General features: G+C 67.1%; 13 protein-coding genes and 1 pseudogene. 4 read left to right on the forward strand and 10 right to left on the reverse strand.

Features of this window, described 5'->3' with window-relative positions; genetic code table 11:
• Positions 1–123: 123 nt before the first annotated feature.
• The 4 genes from ACT86A_RS11815 to ACT86A_RS11830 all read right to left on the reverse strand — a co-directional run bounded on the left by ACT86A_RS11815 (position 124) and on the right by ACT86A_RS11830 (position 5,145).
• Complete coding sequence (locus tag ACT86A_RS11815) at positions 124–1,377, reverse strand: styrene monooxygenase/indole monooxygenase family protein (protein ID WP_445092099.1); 1,254 nt, start codon at positions 1,375–1,377, stop codon at positions 124–126.
• A gap of 37 nt (positions 1,378–1,414) precedes the next feature.
• Positions 1,415–2,638, reverse strand: a complete 1,224-nt coding sequence (locus ACT86A_RS11820) for a styrene monooxygenase/indole monooxygenase family protein (protein ID WP_445092100.1) — start codon at positions 2,636–2,638, stop codon at positions 1,415–1,417.
• 316 nt (positions 2,639–2,954) lie between these two features.
• Positions 2,955–4,166 (reverse strand): cytochrome P450, encoded by a 1,212-nt coding sequence (locus tag ACT86A_RS11825; RefSeq protein WP_445092101.1) that lies wholly within the window; start codon positions 4,164–4,166, stop codon positions 2,955–2,957.
• A 34-nt stretch (positions 4,167–4,200) separates the two neighbouring features.
• Positions 4,201–5,145: a PDR/VanB family oxidoreductase gene (locus ACT86A_RS11830; RefSeq protein WP_445092151.1), complete on the reverse strand. Its 945-nt coding sequence runs from the start codon at positions 5,143–5,145 to the stop codon at positions 4,201–4,203.
• A gap of 595 nt (positions 5,146–5,740) precedes the next feature.
• Between ACT86A_RS11830 and ACT86A_RS11835 the strand changes: the two genes are divergently transcribed.
• Both ACT86A_RS11835 and ACT86A_RS11840 read left to right on the forward strand, forming a co-directional pair.
• Positions 5,741–6,616 (forward strand): bifunctional 5,10-methylenetetrahydrofolate dehydrogenase/5,10-methenyltetrahydrofolate cyclohydrolase, encoded by an 876-nt coding sequence (locus tag ACT86A_RS11835; protein ID WP_445092102.1) that lies wholly within the window; start codon positions 5,741–5,743, stop codon positions 6,614–6,616.
• Positions 6,613–6,936 carry a hypothetical protein gene (locus tag ACT86A_RS11840; RefSeq protein WP_445092103.1) on the forward strand — a complete coding sequence of 108 codons (324 nt, stop codon included), beginning with the start codon at positions 6,613–6,615 and terminating at the stop codon, positions 6,934–6,936. Before ACT86A_RS11835 ends, ACT86A_RS11840 begins: the two co-directional genes overlap by 4 nt.
• A gap of 62 nt (positions 6,937–6,998) precedes the next feature.
• On the opposite strand, the gene ACT86A_RS11845 is transcribed toward ACT86A_RS11840, so the two are convergent.
• Both ACT86A_RS11845 and ACT86A_RS11850 read right to left on the reverse strand, forming a co-directional pair.
• On the reverse strand, positions 6,999–8,018 hold the full coding sequence (locus tag ACT86A_RS11845) for an AraC family transcriptional regulator (protein WP_445092104.1): 1,020 nt from the start codon (positions 8,016–8,018) through the stop codon (positions 6,999–7,001).
• Between the two features lie 371 nt (positions 8,019–8,389).
• Positions 8,390–8,578, reverse strand: a complete 189-nt coding sequence (locus tag ACT86A_RS11850) for a hypothetical protein (RefSeq protein ID WP_445092105.1) — start codon at positions 8,576–8,578, stop codon at positions 8,390–8,392.
• Positions 8,579–8,736: 158 nt separating this feature from the next.
• On the opposite strand from ACT86A_RS11850, the pseudogene ACT86A_RS11855 reads away from it, so the two are divergent.
• Positions 8,737–9,631 (forward strand): annotated as a pseudogene (locus tag ACT86A_RS11855) (IS982 family transposase).
• Between the two features lie 115 nt (positions 9,632–9,746).
• Here ACT86A_RS11855 and ACT86A_RS11860 read toward each other — a convergent pair.
• Positions 9,747–10,127 (reverse strand): winged helix-turn-helix transcriptional regulator, encoded by a 381-nt coding sequence (locus ACT86A_RS11860; RefSeq protein WP_445092106.1) that lies wholly within the window; start codon positions 10,125–10,127, stop codon positions 9,747–9,749.
• Positions 10,128–10,270: 143 nt separating this feature from the next.
• On the opposite strand from ACT86A_RS11860, the gene ACT86A_RS11865 reads away from it, so the two are divergent.
• Positions 10,271–10,678: a RidA family protein gene (locus tag ACT86A_RS11865; protein WP_445092107.1), complete on the forward strand. Its 408-nt coding sequence runs from the start codon at positions 10,271–10,273 to the stop codon at positions 10,676–10,678.
• Between the two features lie 132 nt (positions 10,679–10,810).
• On the opposite strand, the gene ACT86A_RS11870 is transcribed toward ACT86A_RS11865, so the two are convergent.
• From ACT86A_RS11870 to ACT86A_RS11880, 3 genes are all read right to left on the reverse strand, one after another.
• Positions 10,811–11,068, reverse strand: a complete 258-nt coding sequence (locus ACT86A_RS11870; protein ID WP_445092108.1) for a Txe/YoeB family addiction module toxin — start codon at positions 11,066–11,068, stop codon at positions 10,811–10,813.
• A complete protein-coding gene (locus ACT86A_RS11875) occupies positions 11,065–11,376 on the reverse strand; it encodes a type II toxin-antitoxin system Phd/YefM family antitoxin (protein ID WP_445092109.1) in 312 nt (103 codons plus the stop codon). The genes ACT86A_RS11870 and ACT86A_RS11875 overlap by 4 nt, the downstream gene beginning before the upstream one ends.
• Positions 11,377–11,881: 505 nt before the next feature.
• The gene (locus ACT86A_RS11880; RefSeq protein WP_445092110.1) at positions 11,882–17,341 is read right to left on the reverse strand and encodes an ATP-binding protein; all 5,460 of its coding nucleotides are present in this window, start codon (positions 17,339–17,341) and stop codon (positions 11,882–11,884) included.
• Positions 17,342–17,704 lie beyond the last annotated feature (363 nt).

Raw genomic sequence — 17,704 nt, forward strand, 5'->3', positions numbered from 1 at the left:
ACGACGCGACGCCGGCACCGAGGGTGCCGGCGACAGCTCCGCTGCTGGTCCGGATCGGCAGCTCCGCTTGCTGATTCGATGGGCGGGGCAGCGGGCACCGCGACGCGGCAGACCCGCGTGGGGTCAGGCGGGCACGTGTTCCAGTGCCGGTGCGCCGGCCGCCTCCTGCAGATACGCGCCGGCGAGGGCCGGATCGGTGAACCACAGGAAGAAGTCGCGTGGTTCGTCGAAGCCGTTCACGAATCGCCGGGCGATCCGGGGGCTGCCCGCGGCAGCTCCGAGAATCTGCATGACGTGCGGCGGCGGCGGCGCCAGGAAAGCGTTGGTCCACTCGGTGACGTACTTCGCGTAATCCCAGAAGCGCTCGAAGGTACGGCTCTTGAAGTCGTCGTCGAACGGCTGATCGCCGCGCGCGAGAATGCTCGCCAGGTAGGTCGCGGCGCACTTGCTCGCCGTGTTCGAGCCCTGCCCGGTGATGGGATCGTTCAGCACGAGCACATCGCCCATACCGAGCACGGTCGCGCCGGAGGGAAGCACGCCGAGCGGGTTGCGCACGGTCGGCGCGAACGCGCCGGCGAGTACGGCGAGGTCGTCGGTCAGCTCGGCGTCGCGTACCCGCTCCGCTTCCCACGGAAGGAAGGTGCCGAGTATCGTCCGGAGCCGGCTCAGATGCTCCTGCGGGTCGGTCAGACCCCGGAAGACGTCGAACGGGCCGCCCGGCACCGCGGACACCACGGCGATCCGGCAGGGCCCCGTCGTCGTGAGCGCGGGCGGCAACATGAATTCCCCGACTCCGGGAATCACGTTGTAGCTGAAGGTGGACGGCGTCTCCCCCGCGCGGGTGTCGACACCGTTGAGATACGCTACGGCCACCGCGCGCTGCGGCGAATCGTAGGGCGACAGCTCGGGGTTGCGCTCGAACAACCCGGAAATCTCTCCCTTACCGGCGGCGACCAGCACGAGATCCGACGACCGCGCGTATTCCTCGAGGTCGTCGATCGTCGCCGTGTGCACCTCGAAAGTGCCTCCGCGGGCAATGAATTCGCGGATCCAGCGGGCGTATTTCACGCGCTGGTCGATCGAGTGGGCGGGCAGGTCCATCCGGGCGGACCAGTACAGCGCCTTGCCGCCCTGACCGTCTGGAATGGTCACCGAGATCGTGTCCATCTCCGGAGCGTCGTTCCAGAAATCCAGACCCAGCGCGGCCTCGCGGGCGCGACCGTTGCCGAAGATGACCTGACTGGACATCACTCGTCCGTTCTCGATTTCCTCGGCGGTGCGATTCGAGATGATCCTGACGTCGTAGCCCTCGTCGACCAGTCCGATCCCGAGCTGTAGACCGGCTTGCCCGGCCCCGACGATGGTGATGGTGCGCATGGTGATTACCTTCCGTGGTACAAGCGGGGTTGTGCGGTCAGCGAGACAGTTCCTGGAGGTATTCGGCCGAGCGTCCGGGGTCTAGCAGCCACAGGCCGAAATCACGCGGCTCGTCGAGGCTGTTCACGAATCGGGCGGCCACCCGCGGGCTCTCAGCGGCGGCGCCGAGCACATTCAGCATTTCCTGCGACGGCGGCAGCAGGAATGTGTCGGTTGCCCGGGCGGAGTACTGCACGTGATCCCATGCGCGCTCGAAGGTATCGATCTTGAACTTGTCGTCGTAGGGACGGTCACCGTGCTCGAGAATGCTCGCCAGATAGGAGGCCGCGGCCTTGGCGGCGTTGTTCGACCCCTGGCCGGTGATCGGATCGTTCAGCACGACAACATCGGCGATGCCGAGTACCGTCGCGCCGGAGGGGAGAACTCCCACCGGCTTGCGGACCACCGAGGCGAACGCGCCGGTGAGAACACCACCGGCGTCGGTCAGCTCGGCATCGCGGATGCGCTCGCCTTCCCAGGGCATGTATTCGTTCACGATGGACCGGATCTGCTCGAGAATCTGCTGCGGGTCGGTCATCCCCGCGAAAACGTCGGTGGGTCCGCCCGGGAGCGCCTCGAGAATGATGATGTCGCAGGGGCCTGACGTGGTGAGCGCAGGCACGGCGAGGTACTCCCCGACGCCGGGGTGGATTCCGAAGACCACCTGCGGACTGGACGAACGAGGCTGCATGCCCTTCAAGTAGGCGACCGCCAAGGTCCGCTGCGGGACATCGAAAGTGGAACGCACCGCGTCCCTCTCGAAGATCCGCGCGATCTCACCCTTGCCGGCAGCGACGATCACGAGATCCGAGGACTTCGCGTACCCCTCCAAGTCGTCGACGTTCGCGTCCCGCACCTCGAGCTGTCCGCCGCGCCGGGTGAACTCGTCCATCCAGCGAGGCATCTTGACCCGCTGGTCGATCGACTGGGCGGGAAGATCGAATCGCGCGCCGTACGACATGACGCGCGCGCCGTTCCCGTCGGTGATATCGGTGACGGTACCGGTGATCACCGGGGCCTCGGACTTCCAGAAATCGAGACCGAGGGCCTGCTCCCGAGCCCGGCCGACGCCCATGATCACCTGACTGGAGGTGACCCGCCCGTTTGCGATCTCCTCGGCCGAGCGATTCGAGACGATTCGCACTTCATAGCCCGCGTCGACCAGGCCGATGCCGAGATGCAAGCCGGCTTGTCCGGCTCCGATAATGGTAATTGTGCGCATTGTGCGACTCCTCAGATTTATGCCTTGTCACCGAATCGATGCGGCCCGAGCCCGAATTATTTTCGCTCTCCGAGTCTTTCAGCTCGCTATTCGGGCGACTATCCGCGCAGCGCAGACCTTGTCCCACTTTCCCGTCCGCCGCAATTCGCGCACAGCGGCGCCCGTCGTCATCGCATCCAGCAGGGCCCGGCCTTCAATTTCATTTCGGCGAGTTCCGCACCCGGATCCGAGAGAATCGTTATTCCGCCGCCGGTGCCGATCGTCGCCAGGTCGTCGCGATACACAATCGTCTCCGATCGTGCAGGCGAAGCATCGATCAGGCGATCTGCAGCCGGACCGGCAGCGAATCGATCCCGCGCAGGGTGTTGTTGACGTGGATGACCGGTTCGCCGGTGAGCTCGATCGCGCGCACGCGCTTCAGCAGGGCAGTGAACAGGGCTTCCGCCTCCAGCCGGGCGATGTGCTGACCAACGCACTGATGAATGCCCATACCGAACCCGACATGCCCGGACGGGTCGCGCTCGAGGTCGAACCGGTCGGGATCGGACCAGCGCCGCGGGTCGCGATTGGCCGACCCGAGGAACATCAGTATCTTGCGCCCGTCCGGGATCGTAACGTCGCCGCGGCGGATGTCGCGGGTAGCCGTGCGGAAGAAGACCTGGACGGGGGAATGCCAGCGAACCGCCTCGTCGAAGGCCGTTCGCACGAGGCGCGGATCGTCTCGCAACTTCTGCCACTGGTCCGGATGGGAGACGAGGGCGTACAGCATCGCCGAGATACCGGTGATGGTGGTGTCGACCCCGGCGGACAGCAGCGACCGCACCAGCAGCGGCGCCTGCGAGTGCAGGATGTCACCGCGATCCGCCGCCGCCCAGATCTGGGCGCCGAAACCGTTCGGCGACAATACTTCCCGGCGGCAACGCTCCTCGGCCCACGCCGCGTACCCCGGGAAGTCGTTCGCTCCGGACTGGACCAGGGAGTTGTTCGGCCCCACCACGTTGAAGATGTGGTCGCCGTACGGCAGCAGGTTCTCCCGGCGTCCTTCGGCGGGCAGCCCGACAGCATCGGGGAAGACCCGCAGCGGGAACGCCTCCGACAGGTGGGTGACCGCGTCGAACTCGTGGCCTTCGCTCAGCACCTCGTCGACGAGCGTCTCGGCGTCGGCGAACCATGCCGTCCGCAGCCGGCGCAGCGCACGCGGCCCGAGGATGCCCTCGACCACCCGTCGCGGTGAATCGTGCTTCGGCGGATCAGCTTCCAGCAGCAGGCTCGGCGGACGGAAGGGCTTCTCGTAGCGCCAGTTGCTCAGCCCGACCCCGGCAGCGGACTGGAAGCTCTGCCAGTCCGTGAGCGCCTGATGGACGTCCTCGTAGCGGCCCATCGCGTAGACGTCGTACGCCGGAAGGTGAACAATGGGCGCGGCGTCGCGGAGCTCACGGTGGAACTCGTGCGGATTCCGCAAGATGTTCAGGTCGAACGGATCACGGCTGCTCACCGGGATCTTCGGTTCGTCGGTGATCGTTGGCATGACTATCTCCTGTGCTCGAACTGGTGTGCTGCGATCAGAGGTCGAGAACGAGCCGATCGCCGATCGACCGGGAGACGCAGACGTACATGCTGTCGCCTGCGCGCCGCTCGACGTCGTCGAGAATCGAGTCCCGGTGGTCCGGCTCGCCGGACAGCACGGTCGTCTCGCAGGTACCGCACACCCCCATCCGGCAGGAGGTCAGCACGGAGACCCCGGCGGCCGCGATCGCCTCCAGCACCGAGGTCCGGGGATCGACCGTGACCGCGAAGCCGCTGCGGGCCAGCTCGACGTCGAAGGGTTCGTCACGTACGGCGGGCGCGATCTCCCCCGCCGCGAAGCGTTCGATGCGCAGCGCGTTCGGCGGGATGACCTCGGTGAGGCCCGCTACGGCGTCGAGCAGCGGAGCCGGTCCGCAGCAGTACACCTTGTCGCCGTCCGCCAGCTTCGACAGGTATCCGGCGAGGTCCAGCAGCCCGCATTCGTCCTGGGGCGCGATAGTGACCCGATCCCCGTAGGAGGACAGTTCGTCCACGAACGCCATGGACGACCTCGTCCGGCCGCCGTAGAGCAGGCTCCATTCGGCTCCGGCGCGCTCGGCTTCGCGAATCATCGCGAACAGCGGGGTGATGCCGATGCCGCCGGCGATGAAGTAGTACTTCGTCGCCGGAACGACATGGAAGTTGTTCCGCGGGCCGCCCACTCCGACGTGGTCACCCACTCGGAGCCGATCGTGCACGTAGGCGGAGCCGCCCCTGCCGTCCGGCTCGCGCAGGACCGCGATTCGGTAGCTGTGGGCGTCCCAGCGGTCGCCACACAGGGAATACTGACGCACCACCCCGTTCGGTAGGACCAGGTCTATGTGCGATCCGGCCGTCCAATCGGGCAGTCTATTCCCGTCGGGCCTCGCCAGATCGAGGCAGACCACGCCCTCGGCGATGGACCGGCGCTCGCGAACCACCAGTTCGCTCGCTCCCGGCATGGCAACGGCGCCCGTATCCGGCTCATTCGACCGGGCTTCCTCGTTCTCGTACAGATCCACTGGCGCATTCCTCTCGGACCGATCCGTGGGCCACAGCATGGCGCGCGCCGACATGCGGAAGCCATCGCCTTCTCACTGCGCGAGAAATTCCGATCGCGCCGCTCACCGGCGGCGGGGACGTGGATAGATCGTGCGGCAGCTGGATAGCTCCTGCCGAATGGCTTTCGTACCGTCGACATCCGAAGGGCGAAGGCCCGAAGCGGAGATCTCCCGACCATTCACGGTTGACGCGGCGCGGAATGCGGAGACACCCCGACCGGTAATAGGTTGTGCCCGTTACAGAGTCGGTTTCCGTCGGCCTTCCGAGCCGCGCGCGGCGAACGGGACCGCCTTCCTCCGCGTGCACAACGTGCAGCTCACCCGGCCGGCACCGCGCACCTCCCAGCTCGCGAAGCAACGGCTGGGAAGCGACCACTTTTCCACAACAACGGGGATTGGCAGCACTGCCTGACGGCAGTCGCCGGCGTGCGGTGGATCGTTCGCGATTGGGCCGATCGCCGCCACCCGTTCCTACCACTCGGGGAGTCGAGTTCATATGAATGCCATCGTCATCGACGGAAAGACCGTTGCCGCCATGAGCCGTGCGCACACGGCCGAGCGGGCGGATCGGGTCGTCCGCGCCAGGGGATTCGCTCCGGGACTGGCCACTATCCTGGTCGGCGACGACCCGGCCAGCGAGGTCTACGTACGAAACAAGCGTTACGCCGCGGTCCAGGCGGGAATGGCGGATTTCCATGTTCACCTCCCCGCGACGAGTTCCGGCGACGAGGTCGCTCGATGCATCGAGGAGCTGGCCGACGACGAGCGGGTCTCGGGAATCCTGTTGCAGCTTCCGCTGCCCGCGCACCTCGATCGAGCGGCGTTGATCGAGCGGATCCCGCCGGAGAAGGACGTCGACGGTCTTACCACGCTGAATCAGGGCAAGCTGGCCCGCGGTGTCAACGGACTCCGGCCGTGCACCCCGACGGGAGTGATCCGCCTGCTCGACCATGCCGGAGTGACCATCGAGGGCGCGGAGGCCGTCGTGATCGGCAAGTCCGAGCTGGTCGGCCATCCCACCGCGGAATTGCTCCTGCACCGCGGCGCGACGGTGACCGTCGCCCACATCCTGACCCGGAATCTGGCCGCCGTCACCGCACGCGCCGACATCGTCGTAGTCGCCACCGGCCGGCGCGGCCTGGTAGGTGCCGAACACATCAAGCCGGGCGCCGCCGTCATCGACGTCGGCATTCACAACACCGTCGCGGGCCTCGTCGGCGATGTGCGTTTCGACGAGGTGGCGCGCCGGGCCGGCTGGATATCTCCGGTCCCGGGGGGAGTGGGGCCGATGACGATCGCGATGCTGCTGGAGAACACAGTCACGGCGGCCGAATCGGCGCTGACGCGTACGTTCGTGGGCGTGACCGCGTGACCGTTCGCATGGCCCGTTGGACGAGCGCGAGGCGGCGGCCGCAGTGCGAGACGGGAATCCCTGACGAGCACCACCTGATGCTCGTCTTCGCCGAGCGGTGGGCACGCTTCGGCGGCGGTCACGCCGAGGACATCCTGGTCACCTTCGGGCTCGCGGACGACATCTTCTTCGCGCGGGTCCGGCAGCTGCTCCGGCGCTACCCCGACTTCCTGGACCCTGAGACCGCGGACGTCATCGAACGCGTGGCATGCTCCCGGCAAGCTGAACCTCCAGCGCCGGATCTCCGGCTCCGGACCGCGGGCGCCGAACGACGCCGATGATCAGGCGGCGGGACCGACAGGCCCGCCCCGCCGCCAACTCATCGGCGGGATCCGACCGCGTGTCAACCGCATTCGATGTGCGTCGGAGCGTCGTCCTTCAGCCGCAAGGTATCCGAGGGACTTTCGCCGAACGCGGTGCGGTACAACGCGGAGAAACGTCCAAGATGCGAGAAACCCCAGCGCACAGCCACCGAGGTGACGGTGACCCTGGCGGGGTCAGCGCAGAGCAGCTCGTGGCGCGCGCGCTGGAGCCGGACGTTGCGGATGTAGGTTCTCGGCGTCACGCCGAAATAGCGGCGGAATCCGTCCTGCAATGAGCGCGTGCTGATGCCGACCGCGGCGGCGATGTCGTCGCCGGTCAGGTGCTGGTCGGCGTGGGCCTCGATGAGATCGGCGGCCCGGGAGATCGTCCGTGCCACCGCGGGTCGCGCCGGCCGGTGCAGCTCCTCGCTGTATCTGTTCGGTTGACCGATCAGCAGCTGTCCCGCCAGGAGCGTCTCGAACTCCGAGATCGCCAGGGAGGAATGGCTGACGTCGTTGTCCAGCATGCTCGTCAGCAGAGTCAGCAATTCCCGGAAAGCGCGGTTCGCGCCGATCGTCAGGTCCATCTGCGGCGCGAAAGCCAGAGGTCCGTTCACATCGCGGCACAGCTTCTTCCGCAGCACGGACCGGACCAGATCCTCATCGAGCCGGATGAGCAGGTGCTCGCAGGCGGCGTCCAGACTGATGCCCGCCCTGGTACGGGGCTGCAGGACAGCTGGGCGAAGAGAATGGGAGACGAAGCGTTCGGCTCCGGTCATCGAGATCGCCGCCGAACCGGCGAGAGGCATCTGAACCACGAATCCGCCCGCGTCGAGAATGTCCAGCCGCACAGTGGCACCGTAAGCCAGATAGTAGAGACCGGCATTGCGCAGCGAAACCCCATGGAAGCGTGCGCGTAGCTGCTCGTCTCGCCCGACCAGCGACAACCCGTAGTCGTTGATCTCGCGGCCCACCATCGACCGGATCTCCTCCGGGGAACCGGTGACCGCGAGTCGGTAACGCGCCAGGGGAAGTACGGGCTCACTGGAAAGGTCATGCATGGGAGAACACCCGGTCACTTCTCCACGCGGAGCCGAGCTCGCGGGTTGTGTGGTACATCGGATATATCTGCCGGTCGGCGTCACCGGATTCGTCGCGCCCGCGACACCGCCGTTCGGTCATTTCACCCCTCAGCGTCAACGCTCGAGTCCGTTCGCGTGCGCTGGGCTCGGTGTGACCTAGCATACAACGCTTGGTGAGTGAGCGCTCCCTCTTTGCGTTATTTCCGTGTAAACGAACCGTCACGAGTTCGACTACGACAGTTCGCCCGGCGCGGCCGTCGGCCTGCGCGGTCGACGCGGGCGCTATTCGGACTGGCGGACGTCGACAGCTCGGGAACCACGTCCAACTGGCACAAGGGGCATCCCCTTCACTACAGCTGGTAATCCACTTCGATCACCAGCCACCCACCCGAAAACCGCAGGTCGTCCCCGTTCTCATGTTCAACATGCACCGGCCCGGGCGCCATAAAGTTGGGCCGATTGACCAGCGCCCGCAGGGCATCGCGATCCCTCATATGGGATACGTACCCACGATGACCAGGCATTTTCCAGTTGCCCATGCTTGCGTTTCCTGCCGAGGGCACGCAGACGAAAGACTCCTGACCAGTCAGGTGTCAACGGCACGCGAATACTGGCATGCCGTTGACAAGCTAGACGAGTCATTCCGAATGCTGACGGTGCGTCCGGAAACGTGGGCAGGGTGCCCCAAGATCGTTCTGTGACAAGTGACCTGGACACCCTGCTCACCGCACTGTACGTGAAGATCGATGACAAGATCGGAGATGCCCGACGGCTGGGCCGGCCTCCGCGGTTGACGGACTCCGAACTCGTCTGCCTCGCTGTCGCTCAGGCGATGCTGGGCTTCGCCTCGGAGTCCAGGTGGCTGCGGTTCGTCCGCTCCCGCCTGGGAGGGATGTTCCCGTACATCCCGAAGCAGCCAGGCTAGAACAAGCGGCTGCGGGCGGCGCTGCCGCTGGTCAAGCGGGCCATACGGCTGCTGGCGGCGGACACCGACTTCTGGTTCGACAACCACTGGATTATCGGTTCCACCCCGGTGGAGTGCGGCCGTTCGCGGCCCACGGTGAAGCGATCGGACCTGGCCGGCTGGGCGGGATACGGGTACTGCACCAGCCATTCACGGTTCTTCTGGGGGCTGCGGCTGTACCTGGTGTGCACCCCGACGGGCATGCCTATCCTGTGGGCCCTGGCAAACCCGAAGCTGGACGAGCTGCGAGGTGCTGACGGCGATGCTGGACCGCGAGCCGGGCGCGGTCACCGACCGGCCCGGCCTGCTACTGATCACGACAAGGGCTTCGCTTCCAAGGAGTTCGAGGCCGATCTGGCCCGGCGTGGGGCGGAGCTGCTGCGTCCGTCGTTCAAGCGGGAGGAGCGCCGCAGGGGCGAGGCCCTGCTGAAGTCGGTGCGGCAGCTGATCGAGTCGGTGAACGACACCCTCAGAGGGTCAGCTCGACCTGGAACGGCACGGCGGGCTGACCTTCGAGGGTGTCGCGGTCCACGTCGCACAGCGCGTCCTCGCGCTGTGCGCGGCGATCTGGCACAACCACAGGACCGGACAGCCGGTCATGCGATCTCTGATCGCCTACGACCACTGATCACATCGTGTGACCGAGCACGCTGGTTGGCCACTCTGAGCATCGCAGCCAGCCGACCCAACGAACCGCCCGAGCGAGGTCCGGCCCATGGGGGCGTGTGCGCGTGCTCCAGGGGTCAGGCGTCGGAGCGGCGGCGGGCGGCCTCGATGTGACCGAGGTACCGGCGGGTCCAGCCGCACATCCCGTCGACTGTCGCTCGCAGAGCCTGGCCCGGCTCGGTGAGGGTGTATTCGACCCGCGGCGGGACAGTGGGATGCACGGTGCGCTCGACCAGGCCGTTGCGCTCCAGCATGCGCAGGTTCTGGGTGAGCATCTTGTGGCTGATGCCCTCGATCTCGTTCCGCAGCTCGCTGAAGCGCAGGGTGCGATCACCGAGACCCTCGACGATCAGGAACGCCCACTTGTTGGCGACGTCGGAGAAGATCTCCCGCGCCAAGGAGCCCGCACGCGCTAGGTCTGCGTCCTCGCGCGAGCCCGTGAACTGCTTGGTCACCATAAGGTTCTCCAGTCACTGAAAAGTGCGTTCTTCCACGTCAGCGGACACTCTCCTACAGTTTCCCAGTAACCACAAGAGACCACGAGCGTCTGGGGTGTCGCGGAAGCGAGCCCGCAGGCGCTCAGGACGAGGAGACAGGCAGCATGGCCATCACCTTTGTAAACCCCAGCGGATTGCCCGAGATCGATGTCTACCGGCAGGTGTCGATCGCATCCGGATCGAGGCTGGTCTTCATCGCCGGGCAAGTCGCATGGGACGCCGAGGGAGTCACGATCGGGGAAGGCGACCTCGCCGCCCAGGTCGAGCAGAGCTATCTCAACGTCGGCACCGCCCTGGCCGAGATCGGCGGCTCCTTCGACGACGTGACGAAGCTGACCTTCTACGTCGTCGACTGGACCCCCGACAAGATGCCGCCGCTCCTGGAGGGGATCTCCCGCGCAGCCGCGAAGCTGGGGGTCACCCCGGCCCCGCCGACCACGCTGATCGGCGTTGCGGCCCTGGACGTCCCCGACCACCTGGTCGAGATCGAAGCCACCGCGATCCTCGACTGAACAGATGCTCTTGGCAACGGGCGCCGAAGTGGCCAACTACGGCGCTCAGTGGCCGACCAGCGTGCTCAGCCACACATCGGAATGACTCGTCTAGGCCACAATGTCGGCCGCTGGTCGCCGATCCTGGTTCGATCACTCGTAGTGGTAGCGGCACGAGATGATCACGACCGCGTCATCTTCGATCACATACACAATCCGGTGTTCCTGGGTGATGCGTCGCGACCAGTAACCAGCCAGATTGTGTCTCAACGCTTCTGGCTTTCCCTTACCTTCGTAGCCGTTACGTTTGATGTCCTCGATCAGCGAGTTGATGCGGCGCAAGACGCGCTTGTCCTTGGCCAGCCACCACTGGTAGTCGTCCCAAGCCGCATCGGTGAACGTCAGCTTCACTCGGCCACCTTGCGACGCACCACCTTGCCTTCGGGCATCATCTCTTCGTCGTCTTCGAGCTCATCCGGCTCCACCAGATCCCGAGGTGTGACACTGCCACCATGATGTTCCGCGATAGAACGTTCGAGGTGTCGCGCATTAGCCGGATTGCCCAGCAGGTACGCGGTCTCCTTCAATGCTTGGTACTCGCTGAGGGCGATAACCACGGCGGGTTCGTGTCCGGCGCGGGTGATCACCACCTCTTCCAGATCTTCGGTGGCGCTGTCGAGAACTGAGGCGAGGTTGGCCCGCGCCTCGGTGTAGTTCATCGGCTTCATACCTTTACTGTACAGAATCCTGTACATTCCTGGACTGCCAATGGGCTACCTGCCACCACCCGTCCTCGGTCCCGGCCGGGCCGGATCTGGACGCGGCGCACGGCCCTCGCCATCGGAGCCCTATGCTCAGCGATCGCGATCAACGGGGCCGAGCAAACCTTCCCACCAGCCATCGACCCCGACCAACGGGCCCTTCTCGACACCCTCACACACGGACAACCTCAGGCACTAACCGAATGAGCCAACTCAGGCGCGTTGTGGCCTCGAGAAGCGATTGGAGCCCGCGGTGGTGACCCGGCACCCGAACAAGGGTACCGAAAGGCCGTAGACCTCGGCTTTCCGGGAGCCGGGCGGGGTGTCGATCCCCCGCCCAGCCGCCTGGGAACGCCTTGGCCGGCGACCCGCGTCGTGTCTCCCGCCAGGACGGGGCGGACTCGGTAACGCCCGCCGTGTCCGTGGCAGAAGGTGGTCACTCAGCCCCCAGGGTTCGGAAGTGTCAGCCAGGCAGCCCGGCCTCGATGGCCTCGATGATGCGCGGGCGCAGTTCAGCAGCGCGGATGATGGCATCAACCGAGCCGACCTCGACAGCGCGCTGAATGCTGTGCACGCGGTCGAATTCTGCGGCCACCTCGCCGAGTTTCGCCGCGCGGACCGACGACCGGACCTCGTCGAGCTCCGCGGTCAGGGCTGCGCGGTCGGTGCCGGATGCGTTGGCGGCGCGCGCCTCCAACTCCCGCACCCGCGGATCGGACGCGGTGCGCGTACCGACCTCACCGGAGAACACCACCGCGGCGGCCGGAGCGCCTCCGAGCACCGAGGCGAACGAGCCTTCCAACGCGAGCACGGTCATATTCGGGTTCAGCGCCTTCGAGAACACCACGAACGCGCCGCCGTGATACCGCGAGATCACGCAGAACACGATGGGTCCCTGGAAGTTCACGATCGCGCGGCCGATCTCGGCGCCGTACTCGAGCTGCAGCTTGCGCATCGACTCGGGCGAGCCGTCGAAGCCCGACAGGTTGGCCAGCACCACCAGTGGCCGGTTGCCACTGGCCGAGTTGATGGCCCGCGCGGCCTTTTTCGACGACCGCGGGAACAGGGTGCCCGCCGTGTACGTGTCCGGGCCGTCGGTGGAGGGGAAGCCGCGGCGCGGCACACCCTGCGATTCGATGCCGAGCAGGCACACCGGGATACCACCGAGATGCGCGTCCTGCACCACCGCCGTATCGGCGTCGGCCATCCCCGCCCAGCGTTCCAGCACGGGATGGTCCTGGTCGGAGAGCGCGCGCATCACGGTCCGGATGTCGAAGGGCTTCTTGCGATCCGGGTTGGCGGTGGCGGAGAAGATCTCGCCGACGGTGGTGAAGTCGCTGCTCGCCACGACATGCGGGAAATCGGAGACGTCGCGATCGACGGGGTCGCTGGTCCGCGACCGCCGCGGCGCCTGCTCACCGGGTGCGACATAGGTGTGGTCGTAGTGCGACATCAGCACCTGCCGCGCGGCGGTGAGGTCCGGTGCCCAGTACTGCGCCTGCCCGTTCGGACCCATCACCCGGTCGTAGCCGCCGATGCCGAAGTTGTCCTCGGCCGACACGCCACCGGAGAAGTCCAGCGATTGCTTGCCGGTGAGCACCATCGCCGAGTCCGGCGTCATCACCAGGATGCCCTTGGTGTGCATGAGCATCGTCGCCTCGGCGTTCCAGTACGGCTGCGCACCGACGTTGATCCCCGCGACCACGATGTTGATCTCACCGCCGTCCTGGGTGAACTCGACGATCCGCTTGAGCGCCGCCGCCACCCAGTCCATGTTCTCCGTGCCCGACTCCATGGAGATCCGGGCGCCGGCCGACAGCGCGTACCACTCCAGCGGCACCTGCATCCGTTCGGCCAAGTCCAAGGCGGCGATCACACGGCGGCACTCCGGTTCCGACAGCGCGCCCAGCGACTTCGTCGGATCACCGAGCAGCACCACCCTGGTGACGCCCTGCGGATGCCGCTCGGTCGGGGTGGTGACCACACCCGCGACGATCGCCGCGGTGTTACGGCCCTTCGGCCGGTCGACCGGCACCAGCGCGTGGTCGGCGTCGAGGTCGTATTCGGCGAACTCACCGAGCAGACCGGTCAGCTCGTAGGGGTACACGGTGTTGCGGCTGCTGGCTCGCAGCACCTTCTGCCGGTACGCGTCGAGCGGTTCGACCGGCTCGTCGGATGGCTCGCCGACGCTCACCTCGGTGCCGCCGGTGGCGTCGAACGCGATGCGCACCGCGACTTTGGTCAACTCGCCCGTCTCGCGGTCGCGCTGGCGCGCGATGAGCAGGATCTCCTCGAGCCCGGCGCCCGCGGTCGTCGGCTGCACGTGCCTGCCGATCGTCGCCAACTCGGCGTGGTTGACGTCGATCGGCGGCCAGATGTACATCACGATGCGGTTGGTGTTGAAGCGTTTGGCCGACGGCCGCCGCGACTGCGCCCGACGGATCGAGTCCAGGCAGGTGGCGATGGTGCTCTCGGCCGTGGGCAGCGCAAGCAGCCGGCCATCGTGCTCGCGCAGTGCGGCCAGGTCACGCACCTGCGCGAACGCGATGAGGCGATCGTCGGACGGGTTCTCCTTCGCGACGCACCGGAACAGGTAGACCTCCTCGTCGTCCGAGGACGGCAGCCGGGTGAGGTCGAACTTGCGCAACCGCTCCATTTGCATCCGCTGCGCGATGTATGGGTGCAGGCCGCGGATCAGCCGCTCCTCGGCCACGCCGGTGGTGGACGGACGGAAGGTGAAGTGGTGGTGCATCACCGCGCCGCCGCTACCCGCGACGGTCGCGGTGATCCGGTGCACCTGATTCGGCAACGGATGCGCGCTGAGGATCTCGTACAACTGCGCTGCCATCGCGTCGAAGTCCCCGGGCTGCTGCTCCCAGCTGAGGTAGATGTCGGCGTCGATGGACGCGGCGCTGTCGGCCAGCCCGACGAGCCCGCGTACCACGGTGTCGAGCGCGTCGAAGCTCACTGCGGCAGACACCAGGCTCGAACCGCCGCGCTCCGCGATCACGAATGTGCAGCCGCCCACCTCGTGGGTGCGGACACCGGTGAGACCCTTGTTGCCGTAGTACCGCCGGGTCAGCACCTCGAGCATGACCGTGTTGTCCGCGTGGCCGCGCTCCAGACGCTGTCCGAGCAGCCGCACCAGCGGTTCGGTGCTGCGTACCATGTCGGAGATGCGCTCGGCGCGATCCGGCGCATCCGGGTGGGCGTCCAGGTAGGTCAGGTGCTTGCGGACGTTGGTGTACACCCGGGCGCGATTGCGCCGCAGCAGCGGTTGGCCGTACCAGGCGTACACCACGCCGCGCGCGAGGTCGGCGATCACCGGGAAGCGCACCTGCGTCGCGGCCACCAGCCGCTCCAGCGCCAGGCCGACGGGCTCGCGCAGCGCCCGATCCGGCACCGGCTCCTGCAGCCATTCGCGCAGCAGTGTCGTGATCACCGTGACGGTGTCGGACGGTCGTTGCTGGGCGAGGAAGATCCGGAAGACCGCGGCTTCGAGTTCGGGGGAACGCTCCAGCTCGCCGACACCGTAGTGACCGAGTGCCTTGGCCAGCTTGGCCTGGAACGACTCCGGCAGCCCGGCCCGCTCGACGTCGAGGCTCTGCAGGTAGGTATGGAAGTACTCGCGAGCGCTGTGCACGTGGCTGCCGTCCTCGCCCGACAACCGGTTGTGGCTCAGCTCGGCGAGGTCGGCGAACACACCGACGAGTTCGAGCTCCTCGGCGAGCGGCCGCCGGCTGTCCTGGATCGCGGCCCGGCGCGCGGTGAGGTAGTCGTCGAGCACGCGACGGTCGTCGTGCGGGTCGACGTCGAAGCCCAGCAGCAGGCTGCGCAGGTCCTCCTGGCCGCGGGTAGTGCGCTCGTGCGGTTGGACCTGCGCGGGCCCGGCGGGCAGGTCCAGCTCGACCGACTCGACCGTCGCGGTGTCCTCGGCCTCTTCCTCGTCGGACAGCGGCTCCAGCCGCATCAGCGGCGCACCGGCCTCCACCTGGGTACCGACGGATACGGCGCATTCCTTCAGTCGCGCCTTGAACGGCGCGCGCAGCACCGTTTCCATCTTCATACTCTCCAGCACCAGAATCGGCGCGCCCGCCTCGACCTCGGCGCCGACCTCCAGCGGCGTTGCCACGACCAAGGCAGGCGCGGGCGAGCGGACCACGCCGCCCTCGTCGCGGCTGACCCGGTGCGTCACACCATCGACATCGATCAGGTGGACCGGCCCGTGCGTTCCGGTGATCAGGCGGTACCGGGTGCCGTTGACCACGATCTGCCCGGTGTGCCGATCGAAGCGTTCGAGATCGACGTCGGCGGTGCGGATATCGCCGCCCGCCTCGATACCGATGCGGAACCGATGCGCACCGATCCGTGCGACGCGCACGCGGTAGCCGATGCCGCGCAGCTTGAGGTCGAGCGGTCGACCACTCTCGTGCTGCACCTGCGGACGTCCGCCGGACGCCGTGGACAGCAGCCGGTGCCGCTCGACCCGCTCCTCCTCCTCATAGGCATCGATGGCGGCGGCGGCCACCGCGACAGCGGAGTGCCGGTGCGAGACGAGCCGGCCCGCACTGCGGACGCGGTCGATCCAGCCGGTATCCGCGCTGGCGTCGATCACCTCGGGCTGGTTCAGCAGGTCGAGCACAAAGCTCTTGTTCGTCGCGCCGCCCTCGATGATCACCCTGGTCTGCGCCACTGCCCGGCGCAGCCGGCCCAGCGCTTCCGCGCGGTCACGGCCGTAGGCGATGATCTTGGCGATCATCGAGTCGAAATCGGCGGGAATGGTGTCGCCCTCGCTGACGCCGGTGTCGACGCGGATGCCCGGCCCGGCCGGCAGGTCCAGCCGCGCGATGCGGCCCGGGGCGGGCGCGAAGTCGCGGTCGGGGTCTTCGGCGTTGAGCCGGGCCTCGATGGCGTGGCCGCGCTCGGCCGGCGGGTCGCCCTCCAGGCGGCCGCCGGATGCCACCGACAGCTGCGCCCGGACGAGATCGAACCCGGTGGTGTATTCGGTGATCGGGTGTTCGACCTGCAGACGGGTATTGACTTCGAGGAACGCGAACAGCTCGTCACCGGGGTGATAGAGGAATTCGACGGTCGCCGCGCCGCGATAATCGACCGCGATCGCCAGTCGTTCGGCCGAAGCCTTCAGTTCGGCGGTCTGCTCGGGGCGCAGCACCGGTGACGCCGATTCCTCGATGACCTTCTGGTTGCGCCGCTGCACCGAGCAGTCGCGGACGCCCAACGCCCACGCGGTGCCCTGGCCGTCCGCGATCACCTGGACCTCGACGTGCCGGGCTCCGGTGACCAGCCGCTCGAGGAACACCACGCCGCTGCCGAACGCCCGCGCCGCCTCCTGGCGGGTGCGTTCGTAGGCGTCGACGAGCTCGGACTCGTTCGTGATCACCCGGATACCGCGCCCGCCACCGCCCGCGGTCGCCTTCAGCATCAGCGGGTAGCCGATCTCTTCCGCGGCGGTCAGGGCGGCCTCCACGGACTCGACCGCACCGCGGCTCCATGGCGCGACCGGCACACCGACTTCCTCGGCGATCAGCTTCGCGCCGATCTTGTCGCCGAGCTTGCGCATGGCCTCCGGGCTGGGGCCGATGAAGGCCACTCCGATCTGTTCGCACAACTCCGCGAACGCCGGGTCTTCGGCGACGAAACCCCATCCGACCCAGGCGGCGTCGGCGCCGGTCGTCACCAGCGCACGCTCGAGCGCTTTCAGATCCAAGTACGGCCGGGCGGAGGCCGGACCCAGGTCATACGCGATATCGGCCTCGCGCACGAACGTCGCGTTCCGGTCGACATCGGTGTGCAGTGCGACGGTTTCGATCGGTCGCGCGGTCTCCGCGGACAAGTCTCGGACGGCGTGAATGAGGCGCATGGCGGCCTCTCCGCGGTTCACGATGGCGATGCGGCTGAACACTCGCCAGCTCCTTCCACTCCACAGCACTGGCCCGGTCGGGACGAGGGTTTATGACTCCGGTCACCGCGTAGTGTGCACCCTCATCCCACATCCGCGCACGGCGTACGGGTGTTACTCGCACGTATCGTGGGCAACGCCTCACCTGAACCCATCCCAGCGCCCCGAGCCATCAGCCCGGTCGAGCGCCCGCAGCGCCGGGCAGAGGTGCAGTACGTGGGTTCCTCCCGGGCAGGGTCGGCTGGACGCTCCCCGAGGCGGACTCGGCATCGTGATAGACACTCTTTATCAAATGATCCAAATTTGAACTTTGACGCGGATTCCAACCGGACCTACATTTCTTTTAATGTGACGCAGCGCGCCACG

The sequence above is a fragment of the Nocardia glycosmidis genome (assembly GCF_052545115.1).

What these genes read in the sequence shown, in the direction of transcription:
- ACT86A_RS11815 (WP_445092099.1), bottom strand. Translation starts at nt 1,377, where the DNA reads ATGCGCACCATCACCATCGTCGGGGCCGGGCAAGCCGGTCTACAGCTC.
- ACT86A_RS11820 (WP_445092100.1), bottom strand. Translation starts at nt 2,638, where the DNA reads ATGCGCACAATTACCATTATCGGAGCCGGACAAGCCGGCTTGCATCTC.
- ACT86A_RS11825 (WP_445092101.1), bottom strand. Translation starts at nt 4,166, where the DNA reads ATGCCAACGATCACCGACGAACCGAAGATCCCGGTGAGCAGCCGTGAT.
- ACT86A_RS11830 (WP_445092151.1), bottom strand. Translation starts at nt 5,145, where the DNA reads ATGCCGGGAGCGAGCGAACTGGTGGTTCGCGAGCGCCGGTCCATCGCC.
- ACT86A_RS11835 (WP_445092102.1), top strand. Translation starts at nt 5,741, where the DNA reads ATGAATGCCATCGTCATCGACGGAAAGACCGTTGCCGCCATGAGCCGT.
- ACT86A_RS11845 (WP_445092104.1), bottom strand. Translation starts at nt 8,018, where the DNA reads ATGCATGACCTTTCCAGTGAGCCCGTACTTCCCCTGGCGCGTTACCGA.
- ACT86A_RS11850 (WP_445092105.1), bottom strand. Translation starts at nt 8,578, where the DNA reads ATGGGCAACTGGAAAATGCCTGGTCATCGTGGGTACGTATCCCATATG.
- ACT86A_RS11860 (WP_445092106.1), bottom strand. Translation starts at nt 10,127, where the DNA reads ATGGTGACCAAGCAGTTCACGGGCTCGCGCGAGGACGCAGACCTAGCG.
- ACT86A_RS11865 (WP_445092107.1), top strand. Translation starts at nt 10,271, where the DNA reads ATGGCCATCACCTTTGTAAACCCCAGCGGATTGCCCGAGATCGATGTC.
- ACT86A_RS11875 (WP_445092109.1), bottom strand. Translation starts at nt 11,376, where the DNA reads ATGAACTACACCGAGGCGCGGGCCAACCTCGCCTCAGTTCTCGACAGC.